The sequence below is a fragment of the Aerococcus urinaeequi genome (genome assembly GCF_001543205.1).
GTDB lineage: Bacteria > Bacillota > Bacilli > Lactobacillales > Aerococcaceae > Aerococcus > Aerococcus urinaeequi.
This window is the reverse complement of the sequence record NZ_CP014162.1, coordinates 93,591-111,403: the sequence shown is the minus strand read 5'-3', so window position 1 is coordinate 111,403 and position 17,813 is coordinate 93,591. Positions and strand designations below refer to the sequence as shown.

The following is a 17,813-nucleotide window of genomic DNA, read 5'->3' as shown; positions in this document are numbered from 1 at the left end:
TTTAATCTTTAATCCAAATATTTTTAAATTCAATACCATCGCCACGATAGAAGTGACTGAAAATTTCATAAAATTCAAGACGTAAAACTTGAATTGCCACGACTAATCCTTCAAAACCAGTTACAAACAAGTTACCTAAGATAATGACCAACCAGTTGATGTTGCCACTATTTTCAGCACCTGCAAACATTAATACCACACTCATCATTGCACCATGGGAAATAGCAAACGCACCCACACGGACGAATGAAATTGAGTTAGAGAAGTAAGTTAATAGGGTTTCGAATGTCTCAAAGAAGATCGTTAATGCTTTAATCACGATGTTGTCACCATTTTTCTCTTTATGGTTTTCCAACTTGTGAATGATTTCCTCTTTAAAGGCAATTGTGATTAATGCTAAAGCTAGGATAGCGATTAAGATGCCAATTGCTGGAATTGTGTGTCCAGACATGTAAAGGATTAACATAGCTACTAATACAAAGTAGAAAATGAATCCGGCAATACCGTTCTTATCAAGAATGGCTTCCCATTTTTCTCCGGCATTAAAGCGTTGCACGATGTTGACGATCATTGTTGCGAGGATCATGAACATACCAAAGGCGACTGCAACAATAAATACAGTATTTAAGCTTCCGAAGAAGGGGATGTCTGTCATGTGTGTCATAGGATGTAGCCATAATGCATGGATAACATCTTCAAATCCAAAGATTGATCCGTAAAGGAAACCAAAGATAGTTGAACTTAATCCAATTGGCGCTAACATACCGATAGGGCGTAATTTCTTATTGAAGAATCCGACAAGCCCTACAAGAAATAGAATTAATCCCTGACCCACGTCTCCGAACATGGCACCAAAAAGAAGGGAGTAAGAAATACCTACAATCGCTGTTGGATCAATTTCACGGTAGTTTGGAACGCCGTACATTTTGGTTAGTAACTCAAAAGGGCGGATTAGAAAATTGTTCTTCATTTTTGTAGGTGGATTCAAATGACTGTTGTCATCTTCATCTTCGATATACATAGTCACGTTTGGATCGTTTTTCACTTCATCGCTGAATTTTTGCGCATCAGATTGAGACATCCAACCGATTAATAAGTAACGTGTTTCTTTTTGCGCGAATTCCTCACGGGTAATTGCTGCAAATTTACGAACACCAAAGGCTTGAGATAAATCCATTAAACGACTCTTAGCAGCTAATAAATTAGGTGCAACTGGCGTTACTAAAGCACGCATTTTACGCTTCAATTGGATTAACTGGCTTTCAGTATCTTCCACTAGGTTTTGGTATTTATGGGTAATTTCACGGAAGCTACCAGTTTCTTCAGGAAGGTAAATTCGTTCCCAAGCTAGTGAGAATAGAAGAGCATCAACGCGTTGGCGCGCTTCATCTGGTGTGAAGTAGACACCATAAACGTATTTTTCAGTTTCTTCACTCTTCACGAAGATTGCTGGCACCATTGTGTCCACATATTTTTCGAACTTACGGTAGTTTTCACGAGTGAAACGACCGAAACGGAATTTAATGTGGTTCATTTCGTAAATTTTATCCAATGTAAAGTCAATCGATTGGAAAGGTCTAAACATTAACAAGCTTTCATTTGCTTCATCATGTGCTGCTTGCACCTTAGCAATGGCTTCTCGTTCATGTTGCAAGCTTTCTTCAACTTCGTTTACTAAAGCTTTTGCTTGATCAAAGGTCATGGGTTTGTCCAAGTGAATGTCTTTACCATGCTCAACGTTTGTGTAGTCTAATAAGTTATCAATTCGTTCTTCCCAAGGTTCGTAAGGGTTTGGACTTGTATAGGGACGAAGTGTTCGAATCTCTGACAACTCCTTCAATGCATTTTCTAAATGAATAGGATAGTGGGTCAAGTAACGATCCGCCATCCGGTCAATATCGTCACGAGGACCGGTAATATTGACTAAGCGCATTTCGGTTATCATTGATTTAAACTCCTTTCTATAGGTGAGATGTTTTTATATGTAATTCGTTCGGTTAATTCTTCTAACATTAGTAGTGCGCGACGACTATCTTCTAAATAATTAATAATTGCAAACATAGATCTTGGAGCTCTATTTGCTAGATGACTTTGTAAAGATCTTAAAAATGCTTCTTCATATTTTTGAAGGGATTCCTCAGTTGATAAATGTTCAAAAATATCACCATAACCAAGCTCTGCAACTGTTATTTCAAAATTACGAATATCAGGTGCTTGTAGCAATCGATCAACATACTCATCATTTAAGCGATAATGAGCATCCACTAGAGCAGAAGTCACTTCGTTGTCACTTAATTGGTAGAGGAATTTCAAACGATAAATTGTAAAAATATTTAAGATATCAAAGCGGGCGCCGAATAGTTTTTTAAAACCTGTTAATGACTCACCGGTTAGATATTTTTTACCGCCTTGCCAAATTTGTTGAATGACAAATTGGTCAAAGGCAATTTCGAATTCATAGCGCTCATAGTCATTTTGACTAAATAAGTTACTATATTGTTGGAAAAAAGGTCCGTAAATGGTGTCAGCAAGTGCATCCACAACTGTTTTTACGTCAGTTGCCATGATTAAATCTGTCGTTTTGAATCCGCGATTATCATCGAGATAATGGGTCACTGGACTCATGATGACGGATGTTTCACCACGATTTACGACGGTTCTTAAGGTATGTTTGATAAACCAAGCCTCAAAAAACATTGCATATCGCTTAAGGAAAGCGCGTTGTTGCAAAGACGCAAATCGATATATCTTTAAAAACTCAAAGAAATTGCCGTAATTAAGCATCAACTCAATATCTTCTCGCGAAGAGACATCAGTTTTTAGAACGTCTGCTGCCTTTTTGTAAGAAGGATTTTCGGTGATTAATGCGTACAATTCATTTAATGTACGAATATTCCCATGAGCCTCGATTTTCTCACTGGTCAATAAATGCTTTCGCATACCATGAATTTTTGTGTCTATAGCAGTATAGTTATCCAATTTCATCGACTCCAAGCTTTGTTACTTTTTCCATGAACTCGTCTACATAAAGACCGTGTTCATTGTCAAGAATATCTTGAATGCGTTGCATTTTACGGGAAAATTTGGCAGTAAGATTATGAGAAGTTTCATAGTCCTCAGAACTAAACGATTCTCTTGTTGCTTCGATTTTTTTAGCATAAGCATCATTAGCGGCTTGTAAAAAATCACGTTTCTTATCGTCAAATGATCTTTTAATGCTCATTTTTTGATCTTGAACCGTATTCTCCGCATCTTTAGCCGTATTTTCAATTTGATATAAACGATTTACGATGTCATCCATTGCAGTTCCCTCCCTTTTTGTAGTGCCAATTTAGCGGCCTAACTTAAAGTATATCATTTCAGAAAATTTTCAAAATTAAAACGGGGGCTTATCATGCAAAAGTGGGCAAAATTTTGAGATGCGCTTTTTTTTGCATATTATTTTCATTTCGTAAGCGATTTTATAAGAATTCTTCGTATAAATTATATGACCTGAAAATAAATGGAGGTGGTAGGTTGAAAGAAATGATAGACAAGATGATTTCGATGGCGATATTAAAACGGTCCGATGATATCCACATTCTCCCAGAAGGACAGCAGTATCATATTTTTCTGAGAGACGGATACCAATTGATATTGCAGGAAACCCTTGAATTTGAAAAAGGGAGTCAGTTGATTCGGTTATTAAAGTATATGGCTAATATGGATGTAGGTGAGAAACGTATGCCCCAAGACGGTGCTATTGTCTATGACCTGGGAGACGACAAAATCGAATTACGATTATCGTCAATCTCTAATTATCTCATGCATGAATCATTAGTCATCCGTGTTTTCCATGACAAGGTGACCAGTGATTTTAAAGCCAATCACTTGAATCAAGCTGCTTATGACACCCTGAACAAATATATGAAGCGCAAAAGTGGTTTGATAATATTTTCAGGCCCAGTTTCTTCAGGGAAAACAACGACCATTTACCAACTGTTAAGGAATGCCTATCAAGAAAAAGCCAGTCAAATTATTACAATAGAAGAGCCCATTGAAATTAAAGAACCTACTTTCTTACAAACAGAAGTCAATGAAAAGGCGGATATTACTTATGACCGTTTGCTGACCGCTAGTTTGCGTCACCATCCGGATATTATTCTAATTGGCGAAATCAGAAGTGAAGAAACAGCGAAAATGGTGATTCGCGCATCACTTACTGGTCATCTAGTTTTAGCCACCGTTCATGCTAAAAATACTTTTGGTGTAATTGGACGCTTAAAAGAATTAGGCATCACAAACGAACAATTGGTCCAGACCTTACTATTAGTCGTTGCCCAAAGGTTGGTGCCTCGTGTCCCTGATCCAGAAATTGTTGCGACTGAGAAATTAGCCTTATTTGAGTTACTACAGGGTGAACAGCTGAGTAGTTTCATTTTAAATCAAAGCTATCCAAATAATTTTAAATCACTAAATCTACTATTAAAGGAGGCTTATGATCATGGCTACATCACCCAGTCCAGCATGGAAGAATATCAACTGGAAACAATTAGCGAAAACTGAAATTACTAGCACTTGGCAACCGCAATTACAGGCGGCTGTACTTTTATACATCGCAGAAATGCTTCAAGAAGGGTTTCCTATGCTTGAAATATTTTCTTTTTTAAAGACTATTTTTCCTAAGCAAGAAGTGACTTTTGGCAAAATGGCGACCGGTTTCTCAGCTGGTCAGTATTTTTATCAAGTTATACATGAAATGAAAATTAAGGGTAATGTAGCTTATCAAATTCAAGTGGCAGAAGCTTATGGCAATTTTGGTTTAGGGCTAGAAACGATTGCTAAGTACATTCAAGAACGTGATCATCAGATGCAAAAGCTAAAAGGGGTAATGCTTTATCCAATTGCTTTAATTGTGTTGATGATTGGCATGTTATTTGGCTTGCGCATATTTCTTTTGCCACAATTAGCTTCTATGTCAGTGGGTGAGGGACAGGGATTACTGAGCTATTTATTGATTTTCTTGCAAAAGCTGCATTGGATAATGATAGGGTTCTCAATTTTGTTGTTAGTTATACTCATCATCTATCTTATATGGAAGAAGCGGACTAACCCATTAGTAAGGGCAAGGTTATATGTCAAATTACCAGTGGTTGGGAAATTATTTAGATTATATTACACCCAGTTTTTTGCTTACGAATTTAGCCAACTATTTAAAATAGGTTATTCAGTACGGCAAATCACTGAGTCGTTAATTAAACAAGATGAAGTTGCATTCTTACAAGCTTTCGGTGAGTACTTAGACGAAAGATATTATCAAGGAGTGTCATTTACAGATAGTTTAACAGCTGCCGATGTGTTCACCCGTGAATTTCCAGCAATAGTTGTTCAGGGAGAATTATTAAATCAATTAGCGATTAAGACAAGGTTATATAGTCAGAGGGTTCTAAGACTTTTGTATCAAACGATTGATCAACAGATAAAGATAGCCCAATCCATTTTGTTTTTGAGTGTCGCAATCTGTGTGGTCATGGTCTACTTAATTTTAATGTTACCAATGTTAACTATGCTAGAAACAATCTAAGGAGGAATTATCATGAAAAAAGTATTGGTTAAATTCATTCAAAAGGGTCGTAGAAAAGAAGGGTTTACGCTTATAGAAATGGTTCTCGTCTTATTTATTGTGGCAGCCTTGTTATTGCTAATTATACCAAACATGTCCAAGCAAACAAAAAATGTAGAAACTAAAACTAACGCTGCTTTAGTCGAAACTGTTGAAACGCAGATGGAATTATATTTACTAGAACATGATGAAGCAAGTGTCACGGCGGAAGTACTAGCAAACGAAGGCTACATCACCACTGATCAATTAGAAAAATATAATGCTATTCCAGCTGGAACTGTTACCCCTTAGGAATTATTAACATCACCATTTTAAGAGGAGTAGATTTTGATGAAAAAACATAAAAAGAAGTCAGGATTTACTCTTCTGGAAATGATACTTGTTTTATTTGCGCTGTCATTATCATTAATACTTGCGGTCCCATATGCAAAAGACGCTATTATCCGCTATGAATCAAAAGTAATGATGCGTAATGTCATGCAACACTTTGAATACGTGCATAAAATGACAATAGTTAGGAAAGGTATTCATTTTGTGACTTTTTCAGGTAATACAGTGGAATTTCGAGCTGATCTATTACGACCTTCACCAGTAGATACGACGTTTGTGTTTCCAAAAGAATCTAAGTTTGTCCATTATAAAAGATTTGAATTTTCTACGTCAGGAACTGTTGGGCCACAAACGATAACCTTAAGAACACCAACGAAGGATTATGCAATTGTTTATCAATTTTCTGGAGGGCGTTATGTTATTGAAGAACAAAAGCCAATTGATCCATAATTCCAATAGTAAAAAGGGGAAACAAGGGTTTATGTTCATCGAATCTATTATTGGACTGTCTTTAATAGGGGCTATGGTCTACCTCCTTGTCATAAACCAGCAGATGCAACTTGAAAACCTAAGGCGAAGTGAAAGGGCCTTAGGTCAAAGTCGTGAACAGTTTCATCAATTAAATGCTGTTCAATTTGGGGCAAGCATACATGAAGGGATAGAAATCAATCTGGAAAAAGGTAAATTGGAGGATCAACGGGGTGGTCATTTCACAGAATTTAAGATTCAAGAATAAATTAAATAGGCGAAAGTTAAAGCTGACTAAGTTAAATCTAACTATGTCAAATATGATTTATATAAGATCAGGATTTACCTTATTGGAAATGATTTACGGACTATTTTTCTATGCCCTAATTCAAATTACCTTTTTGGCTGTGATGGGAACAGAGATGAATATATATAACAGATATGAAGTAATGGCCTACGATGACTTTGATATCTTCTCCAACCAATTTTTGACAGATCATACACAAACGGAACTAGTTAGATATACTGCAGATACCCTTTCTCTCAAAGAAAATAATAAGGTCGGTATTTACCGGTATTATAAAGATAGCAATGGGAACTCCTGGATTAGATATTCTTTAAACGGAGGATACGAGCCACAAATTCCAAACGCTACAGGTCTCACGATCCAAGAATTAGATAATGGGAACTTCCTGTTTAAAGTGAGGCTATTTGATGGTAAGGATTACAAAATCCTTTTACCTTTAGTAAAGAAGGGTAAATAATAATGAAGAAAAGTGGGTTTGTCTTATTTACAGCATTAATGTATATGTCGATCCTAACCTTCATCTATTTAGTTAACTTAAATATGTACAGTAGCCAAGTTAAAATGAATGAAGAAATTAACATATCCTATCAAGCACAAATCATGTCTCGCCTGGCGGTGGAGAAAGTGATCGCTGAGAAGGAGAAAGTAGTGACTAGCCAAATAAGTTCAAAGGATCAGCCGCCAGAGCTGTCAGATAGTAAAGAATTGGATACTTCCCATTCTAAAGAAGAAAGTGATGTAAAAACTTTGCCGGATGAAAGCAGTGTAATCATAAATAATCCTGATCAAGCTAGTGTTTCAGAGATTCAGCCAGATGCTACCGCTGGATCGAGCAATCAAGAGGATATAGAAAATAACGAAGCAGCTGTTAATTCAGCAACTTCAGATCAAGTAAAAGAAGTAGCGGCTGCCACTCAATCGTCAATACCATGGACAGATGGCAATTGGACTATGACCTTTAACCAGGGACATGTGTCAGTTGAATTAAAAAATAGGGTCTTTAGCACGACTGTATTCATTGTAGAAAACGGACGGCAATATAAATATAATAATGTCCCTTATGATCAAAGAACTCGGGAGTAAGTAGCTGTGGGTAATGGGTAAAAAGTGAGCAAGAATGTTGATAAAGAGCACTATGGATAAAGCTAAGTTTCATTGAAGACTGATATATGCTATACTAATTGGGCTATAAAAAGTGACTCTATTTAGAGAGATAGATTAGTCAATATGAGGTGAAAAGTTTGAAAAAGAGAATAAGTGCTTTGCAAGAAAGCATGGCAGCTGAAGGTATTAATGCATACTATGTCACTGACCCATTTAATTTAAGATATATTTCTGGTTTTACTGGCACAAGTGGTACAGCATTAATTACAGCAAATAATGCGTACTTCATCACAGATTTTAGATATCGGGAACAAGCGAAAGCACAGTGTGCTGGCTATGAAATTATCATTGCTGGCGGATCTGCAGCGCATACTAGTCCATTGCGATTCGTTCAATCCGTAGTGGTTAACGAAAATCTAGGTCAACTTGGTTATGAAGAAGAATATATGACGGTTGCTAAATTTGATGAGTTAGAAGATATCGTTTCTGCTCGCTTAATCCCAGCATCTGGAATGATTGAAGCCTTACGTCAAACCAAAGACCAAGAAGAAATTACGACAATTCAACGAGCATGTGAAATTGCAGATGCAGCTTTCGAGCATATCTTAGGCTTTATTCAAGTCGGTATGACTGAAATCCAAGTTGCAAATGAATTAGATTTCTTTATGAGAAGCCAAGGGGCAAGTGGTGTTTCTTTTGAAACAATTGTTGCATCAGGTTATCGTTCTGCAATGCCACATGGCGTGGCCTCTGATAAAGTGATTGAAGCAGGCGATATCGTGACTATGGACTATGGTTGCTACTATAAGGGGTATGTTTCTGACATCACAAGGACTATCGCTGTTGGAGAACCATCAAGTAAGATGAAAGAAATCTATGATGTTGTTTTCCAAGCAAACCAGCTGGTGAATGAGCAAGCGAAAGCTGGCATGACTGGTGAAGAAATGGATGCTATTGCACGTGATTTTATCGCTAGCCATGGTTATGGGGATGACTTCGGACACTCACTTGGACATTCTATTGGTTTAGATATTCATGAGTCACCAAATGCAAGTATACATAATAAACAACCACTAAAAGAGTACACTGTTATTACAAATGAGCCAGGCATCTACTTAGAGGGTATTGGTGGGGTTCGTATTGAAGATGATATCATTTTGACAGAAGATGGGAATAAAGTCCTTACACATTCTCCACGTCACTTGATTATCGTGTAATTTTACGTAGATGATTGAATGCATCCGTCTTTTTGAGCCAGGATGCATTTTAATGTGTTATAATTCTGGTATGATTAAATTTTTTTAGGAGATGTAAATATGATTACAACAAACGATTTTAAAACAGGCTTAACTATTCAAGATAATGGTAACTTATTCCGTGTTGTTGAGTTTCAACATGTTAAACCAGGTAAAGGGTCTGCTTTCGTGCGTTCAAAATTAAAAAACTTACGTACAGGTGCATTGTTAGATAAGACTTGGCGTGCAGGTGAAAAAGTAGAAACTGCTCATATCGAAAACCGTGACATGCAATACTTATACGCTGATGGCGATACTCACGTATTCATGGATAACGAAACTTACGAACAAACTGAAATTCCTGCTAACCAAATCCAAGACGAATTAAAATTCATGTTAGAAAACATGGAAGTTAAAATCATCACTTTTGGTGCTGAGGTATTAGGTGTTGAATTACCTAAGACAGTTGAATTAGTTGTTAAAGAAACAGAACCTGGTATCAAAGGTGATACTGCTTCAGGTGGTTCTAAACCTGCTACTATGGAAACAGGTGTAGTTGTTAACGTACCATTCTTTGTTAACGCTGGTGACAAATTAGTAATCAATACTTCTAACGGTGGAGAGTACATTTCACGCGCGTAATTTGAGATAAGGAGTGAACGACAATGGCTGATAAAATTGAAGCATACAAGCATAATCAAGTGCAAGCTACCGGTGCAATTGAAATTGCTCCTCAAGTAATCGAAAATATTGCTGCAGCGACGGCCTTGCAAAGCAAAGGTGTTCGAGCAATTAAACGTGCTAACAAGACAATTCAAGATGTTTTCCAACGCGATGCCGGAGTAATTCTTTATCAAAATAATCGAAATGAAATGGTATTAGATATGTCTGTAGAATTATATTTTGGGACTGCTGTAATTGCAGTTGCACAAAATATTCAATCACAGGTAATTGACCAAGTGAAGTACATGACAGATATTACGATTGATGTTGTAAACGTACATGTAACAAACTTGTATATGGAAAAAGCAAGTAAATAAATCGTATTAAGGGGAACAAGTATGAAATTAGGGTTATCACAAATTAGAGAACTCGCTGTATTAATATCTTATGAACAAGAGTTCAATCCACAACTTTCTTTGGAAAGTGCCTTCAATCATATCCTACAAAACCACAAGAAATTGGGTCAAAAGGTGAATTTTGAGGAATTAACTGAAGAAGAATTTATTGAGTATGAAAATCATGCAATCAAGTTGAAAGATAGTATTGAGAATTTTTCAGCTAAAAATCATTTTGATAAATTACCGGATGTTACTGAAGATGTGACTGTTCCCGCTTATTTACGTACATTAGTAGAAGGTGTTAAAGCAAATCGCTTTGAGATTGACCAAATGATCGATAACCATATCCATGGTAATTGGTCAGTGCAACGACTAGAATTAGTGAATCTACAAATTCTACGAGTAGCTGTGTTCGAATTACTATTTACCGATGAAGAAACGGTTCCCCGCGTAGTAGCGGTTAATGAAGCAATTGAATTAGCTAAATTATATTCGGACGACCGTGCACGTAAATTTATTAACGGGATCTTATCAAACGTCCTAGCTGAATTAAAAGCCAACGCGAATGGCGATGTTAAACCAGTAGAAACTGTTGATATTGATACTATTGAAGAGGGCGAAACAGACTTAGACAGTGAATAGTCAGCTGAATAATCGTTTTGTGTGCAAGAGACCGGGACCTGAGTCCCGGTTTTTTTAAATGTATATAGGTATAATTTGATTATATTCCCACTACAATACTGTTAATATTGCTCAACTTTCGATATACTTGTTACATTACATTATGGATAAGGTGGGCAATTATGATAGAAATTCGTTCCAAAGAATATGTTAAAGTTCAAACTGAGTTATTGAAACAAAGAGTAAGTGAATTAAAAGATAAAGGCATTCACCCTAAAATAGTCATTATTCTTTGTGGTGATGATGAAGCGAGTGCATCATATGCACGAACTAAAACTAGATTTGCTGACAAAATCGGCGTGGCAAACGAATTAATTTCTTGCCCAAGTAATACAACAACAGAAGAATTGTTGGCGGTTATCCAACAATATAATGAAGATGAAACAGTACAAGGTATCATGATTGAGATGCCTTTACCAAAACAAATTGACGTACAAAAAATTAATATTGCGATTGATCCAGATAAAGATTTAGATGCCATTCACCCAGTACATTTAGGAAACCTATTAGCCGGTAATCAAAGTCGGGTACCGAATACACCACTTTCTGCTATCACCTTGATGGACGAAGTAAATACGACTTTTCGAGGGAAACACGCTGTGATGATTGGCCGGTCTACAATCGTTGGAAAACCACTAGCAGATTTGATGTTACAACGTGGGGCTACGGTAACGGTTGCCCACAGTCAAACGGAAAATATGGCTGAATTAACGCGGTCTGCTGATATTATTTGTGTTGCCGTTGGTATTCCGAAATTTTTAACAGAAGATATGGTTTCACCAGGTACAACTGTAATTGATATCGGGACTACATATGATGAAAATGGTAAAGTTACTGGTGACGTAGATTTTGAAAATGTCGCTGAGAAAACCCATGCCATTACACCGGTGCCAGGCGGTGTTGGACCAGTCACCAAATTAATGGTATTTAAACAGATGATTGATAGATTAGAGGAAGTGACAGGTATTGTCTGATAAGAATTATTTAACCGTTAGCCAGTTAACGCAATATATTGCAACCAAGTTTGAAAAGGACCCTTATTTACATCAGGTCTACGTAACAGGTGAAGTATCAAATTTTAGAAAACGCGCTAAACATCAGTATTTCTCCTTAAAGGATGATCATGCAGTATTATCTGGGGTCATGTTTGCCAATGCTTTTAACCAGCTGAAATTTGATTTAGAAGACGGAATGAAAGTCTTAGCAATCGGTCGTATCGGTGTTTTTAATGCGACTGGGCGTTACCAGTTGTATATTGACCACCTTGAGCCAGATGGTGTGGGTGCTCTTTACCAACGCTATGAGCAATTAAAGAAACAGTTAACTGAAGAAGGCCTTTTTCATTTTGATCCGAAGCCGATTCCAAGATTTCCAAAAAATATCGCAGTCATTACTTCGCCATCAGGTGCTGTAATTAGAGATATCATTACAACCGTTAAGCGTCGGTACCCGATCGTGCAATTGACCTTGTACCCAACCGCAGTCCAAGGCAAGCACGCTGCCGACGAACTGGTGAAGAATTTAGAACGGGTGTCCGCACACGGTGACTATGATACAGTGATTATCGGCCGTGGTGGTGGATCGATTGAAGACTTGTGGCCTTTCAACGAGGAGAAGGTCGTTCGTGCCGTCCGCAAAATGGACATTCCTATTATTTCATCAGTCGGCCATGAAACGGATACAACCCTCGTTGACTTTGCCAGCGATCAAAGAGCAGCCACACCAACAGCTGCTGCAGAAATTGCTACACCGGTATTGTCAGAGGAGTTGATTCGCATTCAAGAATTGCAAGCGCGATTATATCGAGCACAAGTTAATCGTATACAATATTTAAATCAGCGATTACTTGAATATCAAAATGCTTATATATTCCGCCAACCATTGCGGTTATATGAAGGCCACCAATTAAAATTAAAGAACTTACAGGCACAACTGGTTCAGTCGCAAGAAAGCCACTTGAAATCTCAAAAAGTTACCGTACGGCACTTAGACCAAAGGTTAAACCAATCTTCTCCTGCAATTACATTAGGCAATTACCGTACAAAATTACAATACATGCAGCGCCAATTGATTAATAGCCAAAGCCAACAGGTAAGGTCTAAGGAATATCAATTGCAAAAAGCGATGTCACAACTGGATCTTTTATCACCCCTAAAAAGGATGAGCAAAGGTTTTGCTTATGTGACAAGTAAACAAGAACCGGTAGATTCCATTACAAAAGTGAATATTGGTGATCCACTAGCCATTCAATTAGCAGATGGCCGTATTACCGCGCAAATTACTGGAACAGACAAGAAACAATTTTCTAAATTAAAAGGAGAATCATAAATGGCTATCGATACCTCAAAATTATCGTTTGAAGAAGCGTTAGAAAAACTAGAAGCAATTGTCAATCAATTACAATCTGGCGATATCAAATTAGAAGAATCAATGGACGCTTTTCAAGACGGCATGATTCTAAGCAAATATTGCAGCCAAACTTTAGAAAACGCTGAAGAAACAATGACAAAATTGATGACAGAAAGTGGTCAATTAGAAGCATTTGAAGAACCAACGAGTCAAGGTGACCAATAATGGATGCAACTTTTTTTATGGAAAACCAATTACTAGCCTTAGACGAAGCTATTCTGAAGTCTGTTGACCAATTCGGTCACGCCCAGCCTGATCAATTGAAAGAATCAATGGTTTATTCATTAAATACAGGTGGCAAACGCATTCGACCAATGTTATTGTTGGCTACTTTAAAAGCGCTGAACGCTGACATTGAAACAGGGTTAAATACAGCTATTGCCTTAGAGTATATCCATACGTATTCTTTAATTCACGATGACCTACCAGCAATGGACAATGATGATTACCGCCGGGGTAAACCGACTAACCATAAAGCCTTTGATGAAGCGACAGCTATTCTTGCTGGCGACTCATTGCTAACGGATGCATTTGCCTTAATTGCAGATGACTCAAAAATCGAAAATACAGAAACAAAATTAAAATTAATTGCGGAATTGTCAAAGGCAGCCGGTTCTACCGGTATGATTGCCGGGCAAATCATGGATGTTGAGTCAGAAGGCAAGCAAATTAATTTGCATTCACTGCAAAACATCCATAAGCGCAAAACTGGTGAATTGATCCGCTATGCTATTTTTGCAGGGGGACAAATCGCTGAGGCTTCGAGTGAAGTTGTTGCCTTATTAGATGACTTCGCTTGGACATATGGGATTGCTTACCAAATCCAAAATGACTTGCAAGAAGTGATGTGGACGGATCAAGCGCGAGGTAAATTGAACCATTCAGATGCAGATCTAAATAAAAATACTTACCCGTCAATAATGGGTACTAATGGTGCCTTGACGGCATTATCTGATAAAATAGAATCATGTAAAAGTATATTAAATCAAATTCAGGCAATTCAACCAGCATTTGACGTAGAATTATTAGCTGGCTTCTTGAAATACTTAAAAATTTAATTGAAAAAAGGGGTGAATTAATGGAGAAAGAAAGAGCGGATATTTTAGTTGTTCGCCAAGGATTAGCGGATTCGCGTGAAAAGGCCAAACGATTTATTATGGCGGGACAAATTTACACTGAAAAGGCCTTACGAGTGGATAAACCGGGTGAAAAGTTACCGGTAACGACTCAATTGACTTTAAAAGGGGAAGATGTGCCATATGTATCTCGTGGGGGCTTTAAATTAGTTAAAGCCATGGAGTCTTTTGATATCGACTTTACCGAGAAGAAAGTGCTAGATATTGGCTCATCAACTGGTGGATTTACAGATGTTGCCTTACAAAATGGCGCCAGCATGTCTTACGCCCTAGACGTTGGAACCAATCAGCTTGACTGGAAACTACGTTCTGATGACCGAGTTGTGGTGATGGAACAAACAAATTTCCGTTATTCAAAGCCTGAAGACTTTGTAGCCGGACAACCGGATATCGCAACAATTGACGTATCCTTCATTTCATTAGATTTGATATTACCGCCTTTACGCCCTATTCTTCAAAGCAACGGACAAGTGGCTGCTTTAGTGAAACCACAGTTTGAAGCCGGTAAAGATAAAGTCGGTAAAAAAGGGATCGTTCGAGATAAGAAAGTCCATAGAGACGTGATTGAACATACTATGCAAACCGCAATTGGACTTGGTTACGATGTTTCAGGTTTAACCTATTCACCGATTACTGGTGGTACTGGGAATATTGAGTTTTTAATGCTACTAACGAATACAGAAGGTGAGCCTGGCCAAATTGATCCCGCAATAGATATTGATGCGGTCATCGAAGAGGCACATTCAGTATTTCATTAACGAGGGTATCTATAGGGTTAGATAAGGGGAGAGATGTAAATGCTTCAGCATCTTACAATTAAAAATTTTGCAATTATAGAAGATTTAACAATTGATTTTGATACAGGCATGACTGTCCTAACTGGTGAAACAGGTGCCGGGAAGTCCATTATTATTGATGCTGTTGGCTTATTAGTCGGTGGTCGTGGATCAACAGACTTCATTCGCTATGGTAGCGATAAATTTGACCTTCGGGGGATCTTTTACATGCCTGATTTATCTGAAGAAGGTCGCAATATGTTGGCTGATAATGACATTCCTTTCGATGATGCCCAATTAATGATTGTCCGTCAGTTAGATATCAATGGTAAAAATACAATCAAAGTTAATGGCGTATCCATGACTGTTAGCATGCTCAAAGCTTTAGGTACGCACATTGTAGATATTCATGGGCAAAATGAGCACCAGTCTTTAATGAACACAAGCAATCATATTCATTTGCTAGACCATTTTGCTAAGCATGAAATTGCTCCTAAACTAGCTAGCTACCAAGAAGCTTATGTAACTTATCAAACTGCGAAAAAGCAATTAGATAGTCAAAATCTAAACGAGCAAGAAGCTGCCCAACGCGTTGATTTATTAAAATTCCAAATCAATGAAATTGAATCGGCGAATTTACAAGTGGGTGAAGACCAAGCTTTAATTAGTGAACGTGATCAATTACAAAACTTTCAAAAAATTGCTGATGCCTTAGGTGCCAGCAATAATTTGCTGTCTAATGCTGATTTGAATATTATCGATTTAGTCGGTCAGGTTGTTGGTGAACTTGAAACCATACGTGACTTTGACACGACCTATAGTGAATTTTACGAACAAACAACGGGAACTTATTATGCCTTACAGGATTTAGCCTCAAGTATTTCAGACCAGGTAGATCAACTGCATTATGATCCGAATCGTTTGGATGACATTATTGAACGATTAGCGGTATATAAAAATCTGACTCGTAAATATGGGGACGATACTGAAGCCGTGCTAATCTATCTGGATAAGGTGAAAGAAGAGTTGAAGCAAATTGAAAACCGTGAGTCGAATCAACAAAAATTAAAGGATGCAGTAAAAAAAGCGCAAGCAAATGCATTAGCATTAGCAGAAGAATTATCTAAGAGTAGAAAATCTGCAACAGCAGGTTTAGTGACGGCCATTGAAGGACAGATGCAGGCGCTCTATATGGAGAAAGCCAAGTTCCGCGTGGATATGTTAACCCTGGATGAATTAGGACCCTATGGGATTGATGATGTCGCCTTTATGATCGCCACTAACCTTGGTGAGCCATTTAAGCCGCTTGTTAAGGTCGCATCAGGCGGGGAGTTATCTCGATTGATGTTAGCAATGAAAACTATTTTCCAAAATGCATCAGGGGTAACAGCAATTATCTTTGATGAGGTGGATACGGGGGTATCTGGACGTGTGGCTCAGGCTATTGCAACCAAAATGTTTGAAATTGCCCTTAAGGCTCAGGTATTATGTATTACGCATTTACCGCAAGTAGCATCGATGGCAGACCACCAATTGTTCATCTCTAAAGATGAAAACAGCAACCGTACCTACACAAATGTACGATTACTAACAAATGAAGAACGGATAGACGAAGTCGCAAGAATGCTGACGGGTTCTAATATTACGGCAGTTGCAAAGCAAGCAGCGGCTGAACAAATTGAAGAGGACCGACAATTTAAAGCGAACCTTCGCTAATAATAGGAGGAGTGGGTGGATGAAGCCTAAGATGATAGTGATTGCTGGGCCTACGGGTGTAGGGAAGACCAGTTTATCTTTAAAATTAGCCAAAGCATTTAATGGCGAAATTATTAACGGTGATTCCATGCAAATCTACCAAAATTTAAATATTGGAACGGCGACCCCGACTGAAAGTGAGCAAGCTGTGGCAGTGCATCATTTAGTTTCCTATGTTAGAGTGGATGAAGAATATTCAGTTTCCCGCTTTAAAGAGGATGCTAAGTCGGCTATGGAGGCGATTTTGGCAAAAGGAAAAGTCCCTATATTAGTTGGGGGAACGGGTTTATACCTAGAATCCTTTATATATGACTTATCCTTAGGTGGTAAAGATTTGGAACATCCTGAATTTCGTGCGCAAATGGAAACGTTAGCGAAAATGGAAGGGAATGATGCAGTCTACCAGAAATTGGTTGACTTAGACCCTAAAGCAGCAGACCAAATTCACCCCAATAATTTACGTAGAGTCATTCGTGCTTTAGAAGTTGGGACTTTTTCGGACCGGCTGTTTTCAGACCAATCGGAAACGCATGCAAATCATGTGTCGCCTTATGATTTGTTGATTATCGCTTTAAATACGGACCGACAAGTCTTATACGAAAGAATCAATATGCGGGTCGATGATATGGTCAACCAAGGGCTTATTGAAGAAACGAAATGGTTGTTGGCGCAAAACTTAGCTGAGGATCAACAATCAATGAAAGCTATCGGCTATAAGGAATTATTTCCTTATATTCGAGGTGAAATGCCACTTGAATTAGCGCTAGAAGATTTAAAGCAAAATTCAAGACGGTATGCCAAACGACAAATAACATGGATCAGAAATCGATTAACAGATGCGCATTGGCTAGATTTAGTGACGCATCCTGAGAATTTGCAGCAGGTATTAAAGCTAGTAGAAGATTTTTTGAATGCGACTAGTTTGCCTTAATTTAGATTTTCGGTTCAG

Annotated in this window: 21 protein-coding genes; 18 read left to right on the top strand and 3 right to left on the bottom strand. The window is 37.9% G+C overall.

The window, feature by feature from the left end:
- Position 1: 1 nt before the first annotated feature.
- From AWM74_RS00510 to AWM74_RS00500, 3 genes are read right to left on the bottom strand one after another with little or no spacing between them, the layout of a single operon-like run.
- On the bottom strand, positions 2-1,945 hold the full coding sequence (locus tag AWM74_RS00510; protein ID WP_026466166.1) for a V-type ATP synthase subunit I: 1,944 nt from the start codon (positions 1,943-1,945) through the stop codon (positions 2-4).
- Positions 1,942-2,985 carry a V0D/AC39 family V-type ATPase subunit gene (locus tag AWM74_RS00505; protein WP_034258212.1) on the bottom strand — a complete coding sequence of 348 codons (1,044 nt, stop codon included), beginning with the start codon at positions 2,983-2,985 and terminating at the stop codon, positions 1,942-1,944. Before AWM74_RS00505 ends, AWM74_RS00510 begins: the two co-directional genes overlap by 4 nt.
- Positions 2,972-3,301 (bottom strand): hypothetical protein, encoded by a 330-nt coding sequence (locus AWM74_RS00500; RefSeq protein WP_026466164.1) that lies wholly within the window; start codon positions 3,299-3,301, stop codon positions 2,972-2,974. The genes AWM74_RS00505 and AWM74_RS00500 overlap by 14 nt, the downstream gene beginning before the upstream one ends.
- Before the next feature lie 224 nt (positions 3,302-3,525).
- Here AWM74_RS00500 and comGA point away from each other — a divergent pair, with 224 nt between their 5' ends.
- The 18 genes from comGA to miaA all read left to right on the top strand — a co-directional run bounded on the left by comGA (position 3,526) and on the right by miaA (position 17,795).
- Complete coding sequence (comGA, locus tag AWM74_RS00495; RefSeq protein ID WP_236702867.1) at positions 3,526-4,545, top strand: competence type IV pilus ATPase ComGA; 1,020 nt, start codon at positions 3,526-3,528, stop codon at positions 4,543-4,545.
- The gene (gene comGB, locus AWM74_RS00490; RefSeq protein ID WP_026466162.1) at positions 4,484-5,563 is read left to right on the top strand and encodes a competence type IV pilus assembly protein ComGB; all 1,080 of its coding nucleotides are present in this window, start codon (positions 4,484-4,486) and stop codon (positions 5,561-5,563) included. Before comGA ends, comGB begins: the two co-directional genes overlap by 62 nt.
- A gap of 12 nt (positions 5,564-5,575) precedes the next feature.
- On the top strand, positions 5,576-5,893 hold the full coding sequence (gene comGC, locus AWM74_RS00485; protein WP_034258210.1) for a competence type IV pilus major pilin ComGC: 318 nt from the start codon (positions 5,576-5,578) through the stop codon (positions 5,891-5,893).
- A gap of 39 nt (positions 5,894-5,932) precedes the next feature.
- Positions 5,933-6,382, top strand: coding sequence for a prepilin-type N-terminal cleavage/methylation domain-containing protein (locus AWM74_RS00480; RefSeq protein ID WP_026466160.1), 450 nt, complete (start codon positions 5,933-5,935; stop codon positions 6,380-6,382).
- Positions 6,348-6,668: a hypothetical protein gene (locus tag AWM74_RS00475; RefSeq protein WP_026466159.1), complete on the top strand. Its 321-nt coding sequence runs from the start codon at positions 6,348-6,350 to the stop codon at positions 6,666-6,668. Before AWM74_RS00480 ends, AWM74_RS00475 begins: the two co-directional genes overlap by 35 nt.
- Before the next feature lie 88 nt (positions 6,669-6,756).
- Positions 6,757-7,164, top strand: a complete 408-nt coding sequence (locus tag AWM74_RS00470) for a hypothetical protein (protein ID WP_236702866.1) — start codon at positions 6,757-6,759, stop codon at positions 7,162-7,164.
- Positions 7,165-7,166: 2 nt separating this feature from the next.
- Complete coding sequence (locus tag AWM74_RS00465; protein ID WP_026466157.1) at positions 7,167-7,790, top strand: hypothetical protein; 624 nt, start codon at positions 7,167-7,169, stop codon at positions 7,788-7,790.
- Between the two features lie 158 nt (positions 7,791-7,948).
- Positions 7,949-9,028, top strand: a complete 1,080-nt coding sequence (locus AWM74_RS00460) for a M24 family metallopeptidase (RefSeq protein WP_026466156.1) — start codon at positions 7,949-7,951, stop codon at positions 9,026-9,028.
- A 99-nt stretch (positions 9,029-9,127) separates the two neighbouring features.
- Positions 9,128-9,688, top strand: coding sequence for an elongation factor P (gene efp, locus AWM74_RS00455; RefSeq protein WP_016897019.1), 561 nt, complete (start codon positions 9,128-9,130; stop codon positions 9,686-9,688).
- 23 nt (positions 9,689-9,711) lie between these two features.
- A complete protein-coding gene (locus AWM74_RS00450) occupies positions 9,712-10,086 on the top strand; it encodes an Asp23/Gls24 family envelope stress response protein (protein ID WP_026466155.1) in 375 nt (124 codons plus the stop codon).
- Positions 10,087-10,107: 21 nt separating this feature from the next.
- Positions 10,108-10,749 carry a transcription antitermination factor NusB gene (gene nusB / locus AWM74_RS00445; RefSeq protein ID WP_016897021.1) on the top strand — a complete coding sequence of 214 codons (642 nt, stop codon included), beginning with the start codon at positions 10,108-10,110 and terminating at the stop codon, positions 10,747-10,749.
- A 161-nt stretch (positions 10,750-10,910) separates the two neighbouring features.
- The gene (locus AWM74_RS00440) at positions 10,911-11,762 is read left to right on the top strand and encodes a bifunctional 5,10-methylenetetrahydrofolate dehydrogenase/5,10-methenyltetrahydrofolate cyclohydrolase (protein ID WP_026466154.1); all 852 of its coding nucleotides are present in this window, start codon (positions 10,911-10,913) and stop codon (positions 11,760-11,762) included.
- Positions 11,755-13,116: an exodeoxyribonuclease VII large subunit gene (xseA, locus tag AWM74_RS00435; protein ID WP_026466153.1), complete on the top strand. Its 1,362-nt coding sequence runs from the start codon at positions 11,755-11,757 to the stop codon at positions 13,114-13,116. The genes AWM74_RS00440 and xseA overlap by 8 nt, the downstream gene beginning before the upstream one ends.
- Positions 13,117-13,362 carry an exodeoxyribonuclease VII small subunit gene (locus tag AWM74_RS00430; protein WP_026466152.1) on the top strand — a complete coding sequence of 82 codons (246 nt, stop codon included), beginning with the start codon at positions 13,117-13,119 and terminating at the stop codon, positions 13,360-13,362.
- Positions 13,362-14,255 carry a polyprenyl synthetase family protein gene (locus AWM74_RS00425; protein WP_034258207.1) on the top strand — a complete coding sequence of 298 codons (894 nt, stop codon included), beginning with the start codon at positions 13,362-13,364 and terminating at the stop codon, positions 14,253-14,255. The genes AWM74_RS00430 and AWM74_RS00425 overlap by 1 nt, the downstream gene beginning before the upstream one ends.
- A gap of 20 nt (positions 14,256-14,275) precedes the next feature.
- Complete coding sequence (locus tag AWM74_RS00420; RefSeq protein ID WP_026466151.1) at positions 14,276-15,091, top strand: TlyA family RNA methyltransferase; 816 nt, start codon at positions 14,276-14,278, stop codon at positions 15,089-15,091.
- Between the two features lie 39 nt (positions 15,092-15,130).
- Positions 15,131-16,825, top strand: a complete 1,695-nt coding sequence (gene recN / locus AWM74_RS00415) for a DNA repair protein RecN (protein WP_026466150.1) — start codon at positions 15,131-15,133, stop codon at positions 16,823-16,825.
- 19 nt (positions 16,826-16,844) lie between these two features.
- Positions 16,845-17,795 carry a tRNA (adenosine(37)-N6)-dimethylallyltransferase MiaA gene (gene miaA / locus AWM74_RS00410; protein WP_026466149.1) on the top strand — a complete coding sequence of 317 codons (951 nt, stop codon included), beginning with the start codon at positions 16,845-16,847 and terminating at the stop codon, positions 17,793-17,795.
- Positions 17,796-17,813 lie beyond the last annotated feature (18 nt).

Bases quoted from the DNA above. Each gene is read 5' to 3' on its own strand.
- AWM74_RS00510 (WP_026466166.1), bottom strand. From the start codon at position 1,945: ATGATAACCGAAATGCGCTTAGTCAATATTACCGGTCCTCGTGACGAT.
- AWM74_RS00505 (WP_034258212.1), bottom strand. From the start codon at position 2,985: ATGAAATTGGATAACTATACTGCTATAGACACAAAAATTCATGGTATG.
- AWM74_RS00500 (WP_026466164.1), bottom strand. From the start codon at position 3,301: ATGGATGACATCGTAAATCGTTTATATCAAATTGAAAATACGGCTAAA.
- comGA (WP_236702867.1), top strand. From the start codon at position 3,526: ATGATAGACAAGATGATTTCGATGGCGATATTAAAACGGTCCGATGAT.
- comGB (WP_026466162.1), top strand. From the start codon at position 4,484: ATGGCTACATCACCCAGTCCAGCATGGAAGAATATCAACTGGAAACAA.
- comGC (WP_034258210.1), top strand. From the start codon at position 5,576: ATGAAAAAAGTATTGGTTAAATTCATTCAAAAGGGTCGTAGAAAAGAA.
- AWM74_RS00480 (WP_026466160.1), top strand. From the start codon at position 5,933: ATGAAAAAACATAAAAAGAAGTCAGGATTTACTCTTCTGGAAATGATA.
- AWM74_RS00475 (WP_026466159.1), top strand. From the start codon at position 6,348: ATGTTATTGAAGAACAAAAGCCAATTGATCCATAATTCCAATAGTAAA.
- AWM74_RS00470 (WP_236702866.1), top strand. From the start codon at position 6,757: ATGATTTACGGACTATTTTTCTATGCCCTAATTCAAATTACCTTTTTG.
- AWM74_RS00465 (WP_026466157.1), top strand. From the start codon at position 7,167: ATGAAGAAAAGTGGGTTTGTCTTATTTACAGCATTAATGTATATGTCG.
- efp (WP_016897019.1), top strand. From the start codon at position 9,128: ATGATTACAACAAACGATTTTAAAACAGGCTTAACTATTCAAGATAAT.
- AWM74_RS00450 (WP_026466155.1), top strand. From the start codon at position 9,712: ATGGCTGATAAAATTGAAGCATACAAGCATAATCAAGTGCAAGCTACC.
- nusB (WP_016897021.1), top strand. From the start codon at position 10,108: ATGAAATTAGGGTTATCACAAATTAGAGAACTCGCTGTATTAATATCT.
- AWM74_RS00440 (WP_026466154.1), top strand. From the start codon at position 10,911: ATGATAGAAATTCGTTCCAAAGAATATGTTAAAGTTCAAACTGAGTTA.
- AWM74_RS00430 (WP_026466152.1), top strand. From the start codon at position 13,117: ATGGCTATCGATACCTCAAAATTATCGTTTGAAGAAGCGTTAGAAAAA.
- AWM74_RS00425 (WP_034258207.1), top strand. From the start codon at position 13,362: ATGGATGCAACTTTTTTTATGGAAAACCAATTACTAGCCTTAGACGAA.
- AWM74_RS00420 (WP_026466151.1), top strand. From the start codon at position 14,276: ATGGAGAAAGAAAGAGCGGATATTTTAGTTGTTCGCCAAGGATTAGCG.
- recN (WP_026466150.1), top strand. From the start codon at position 15,131: ATGCTTCAGCATCTTACAATTAAAAATTTTGCAATTATAGAAGATTTA.
- miaA (WP_026466149.1), top strand. From the start codon at position 16,845: ATGAAGCCTAAGATGATAGTGATTGCTGGGCCTACGGGTGTAGGGAAG.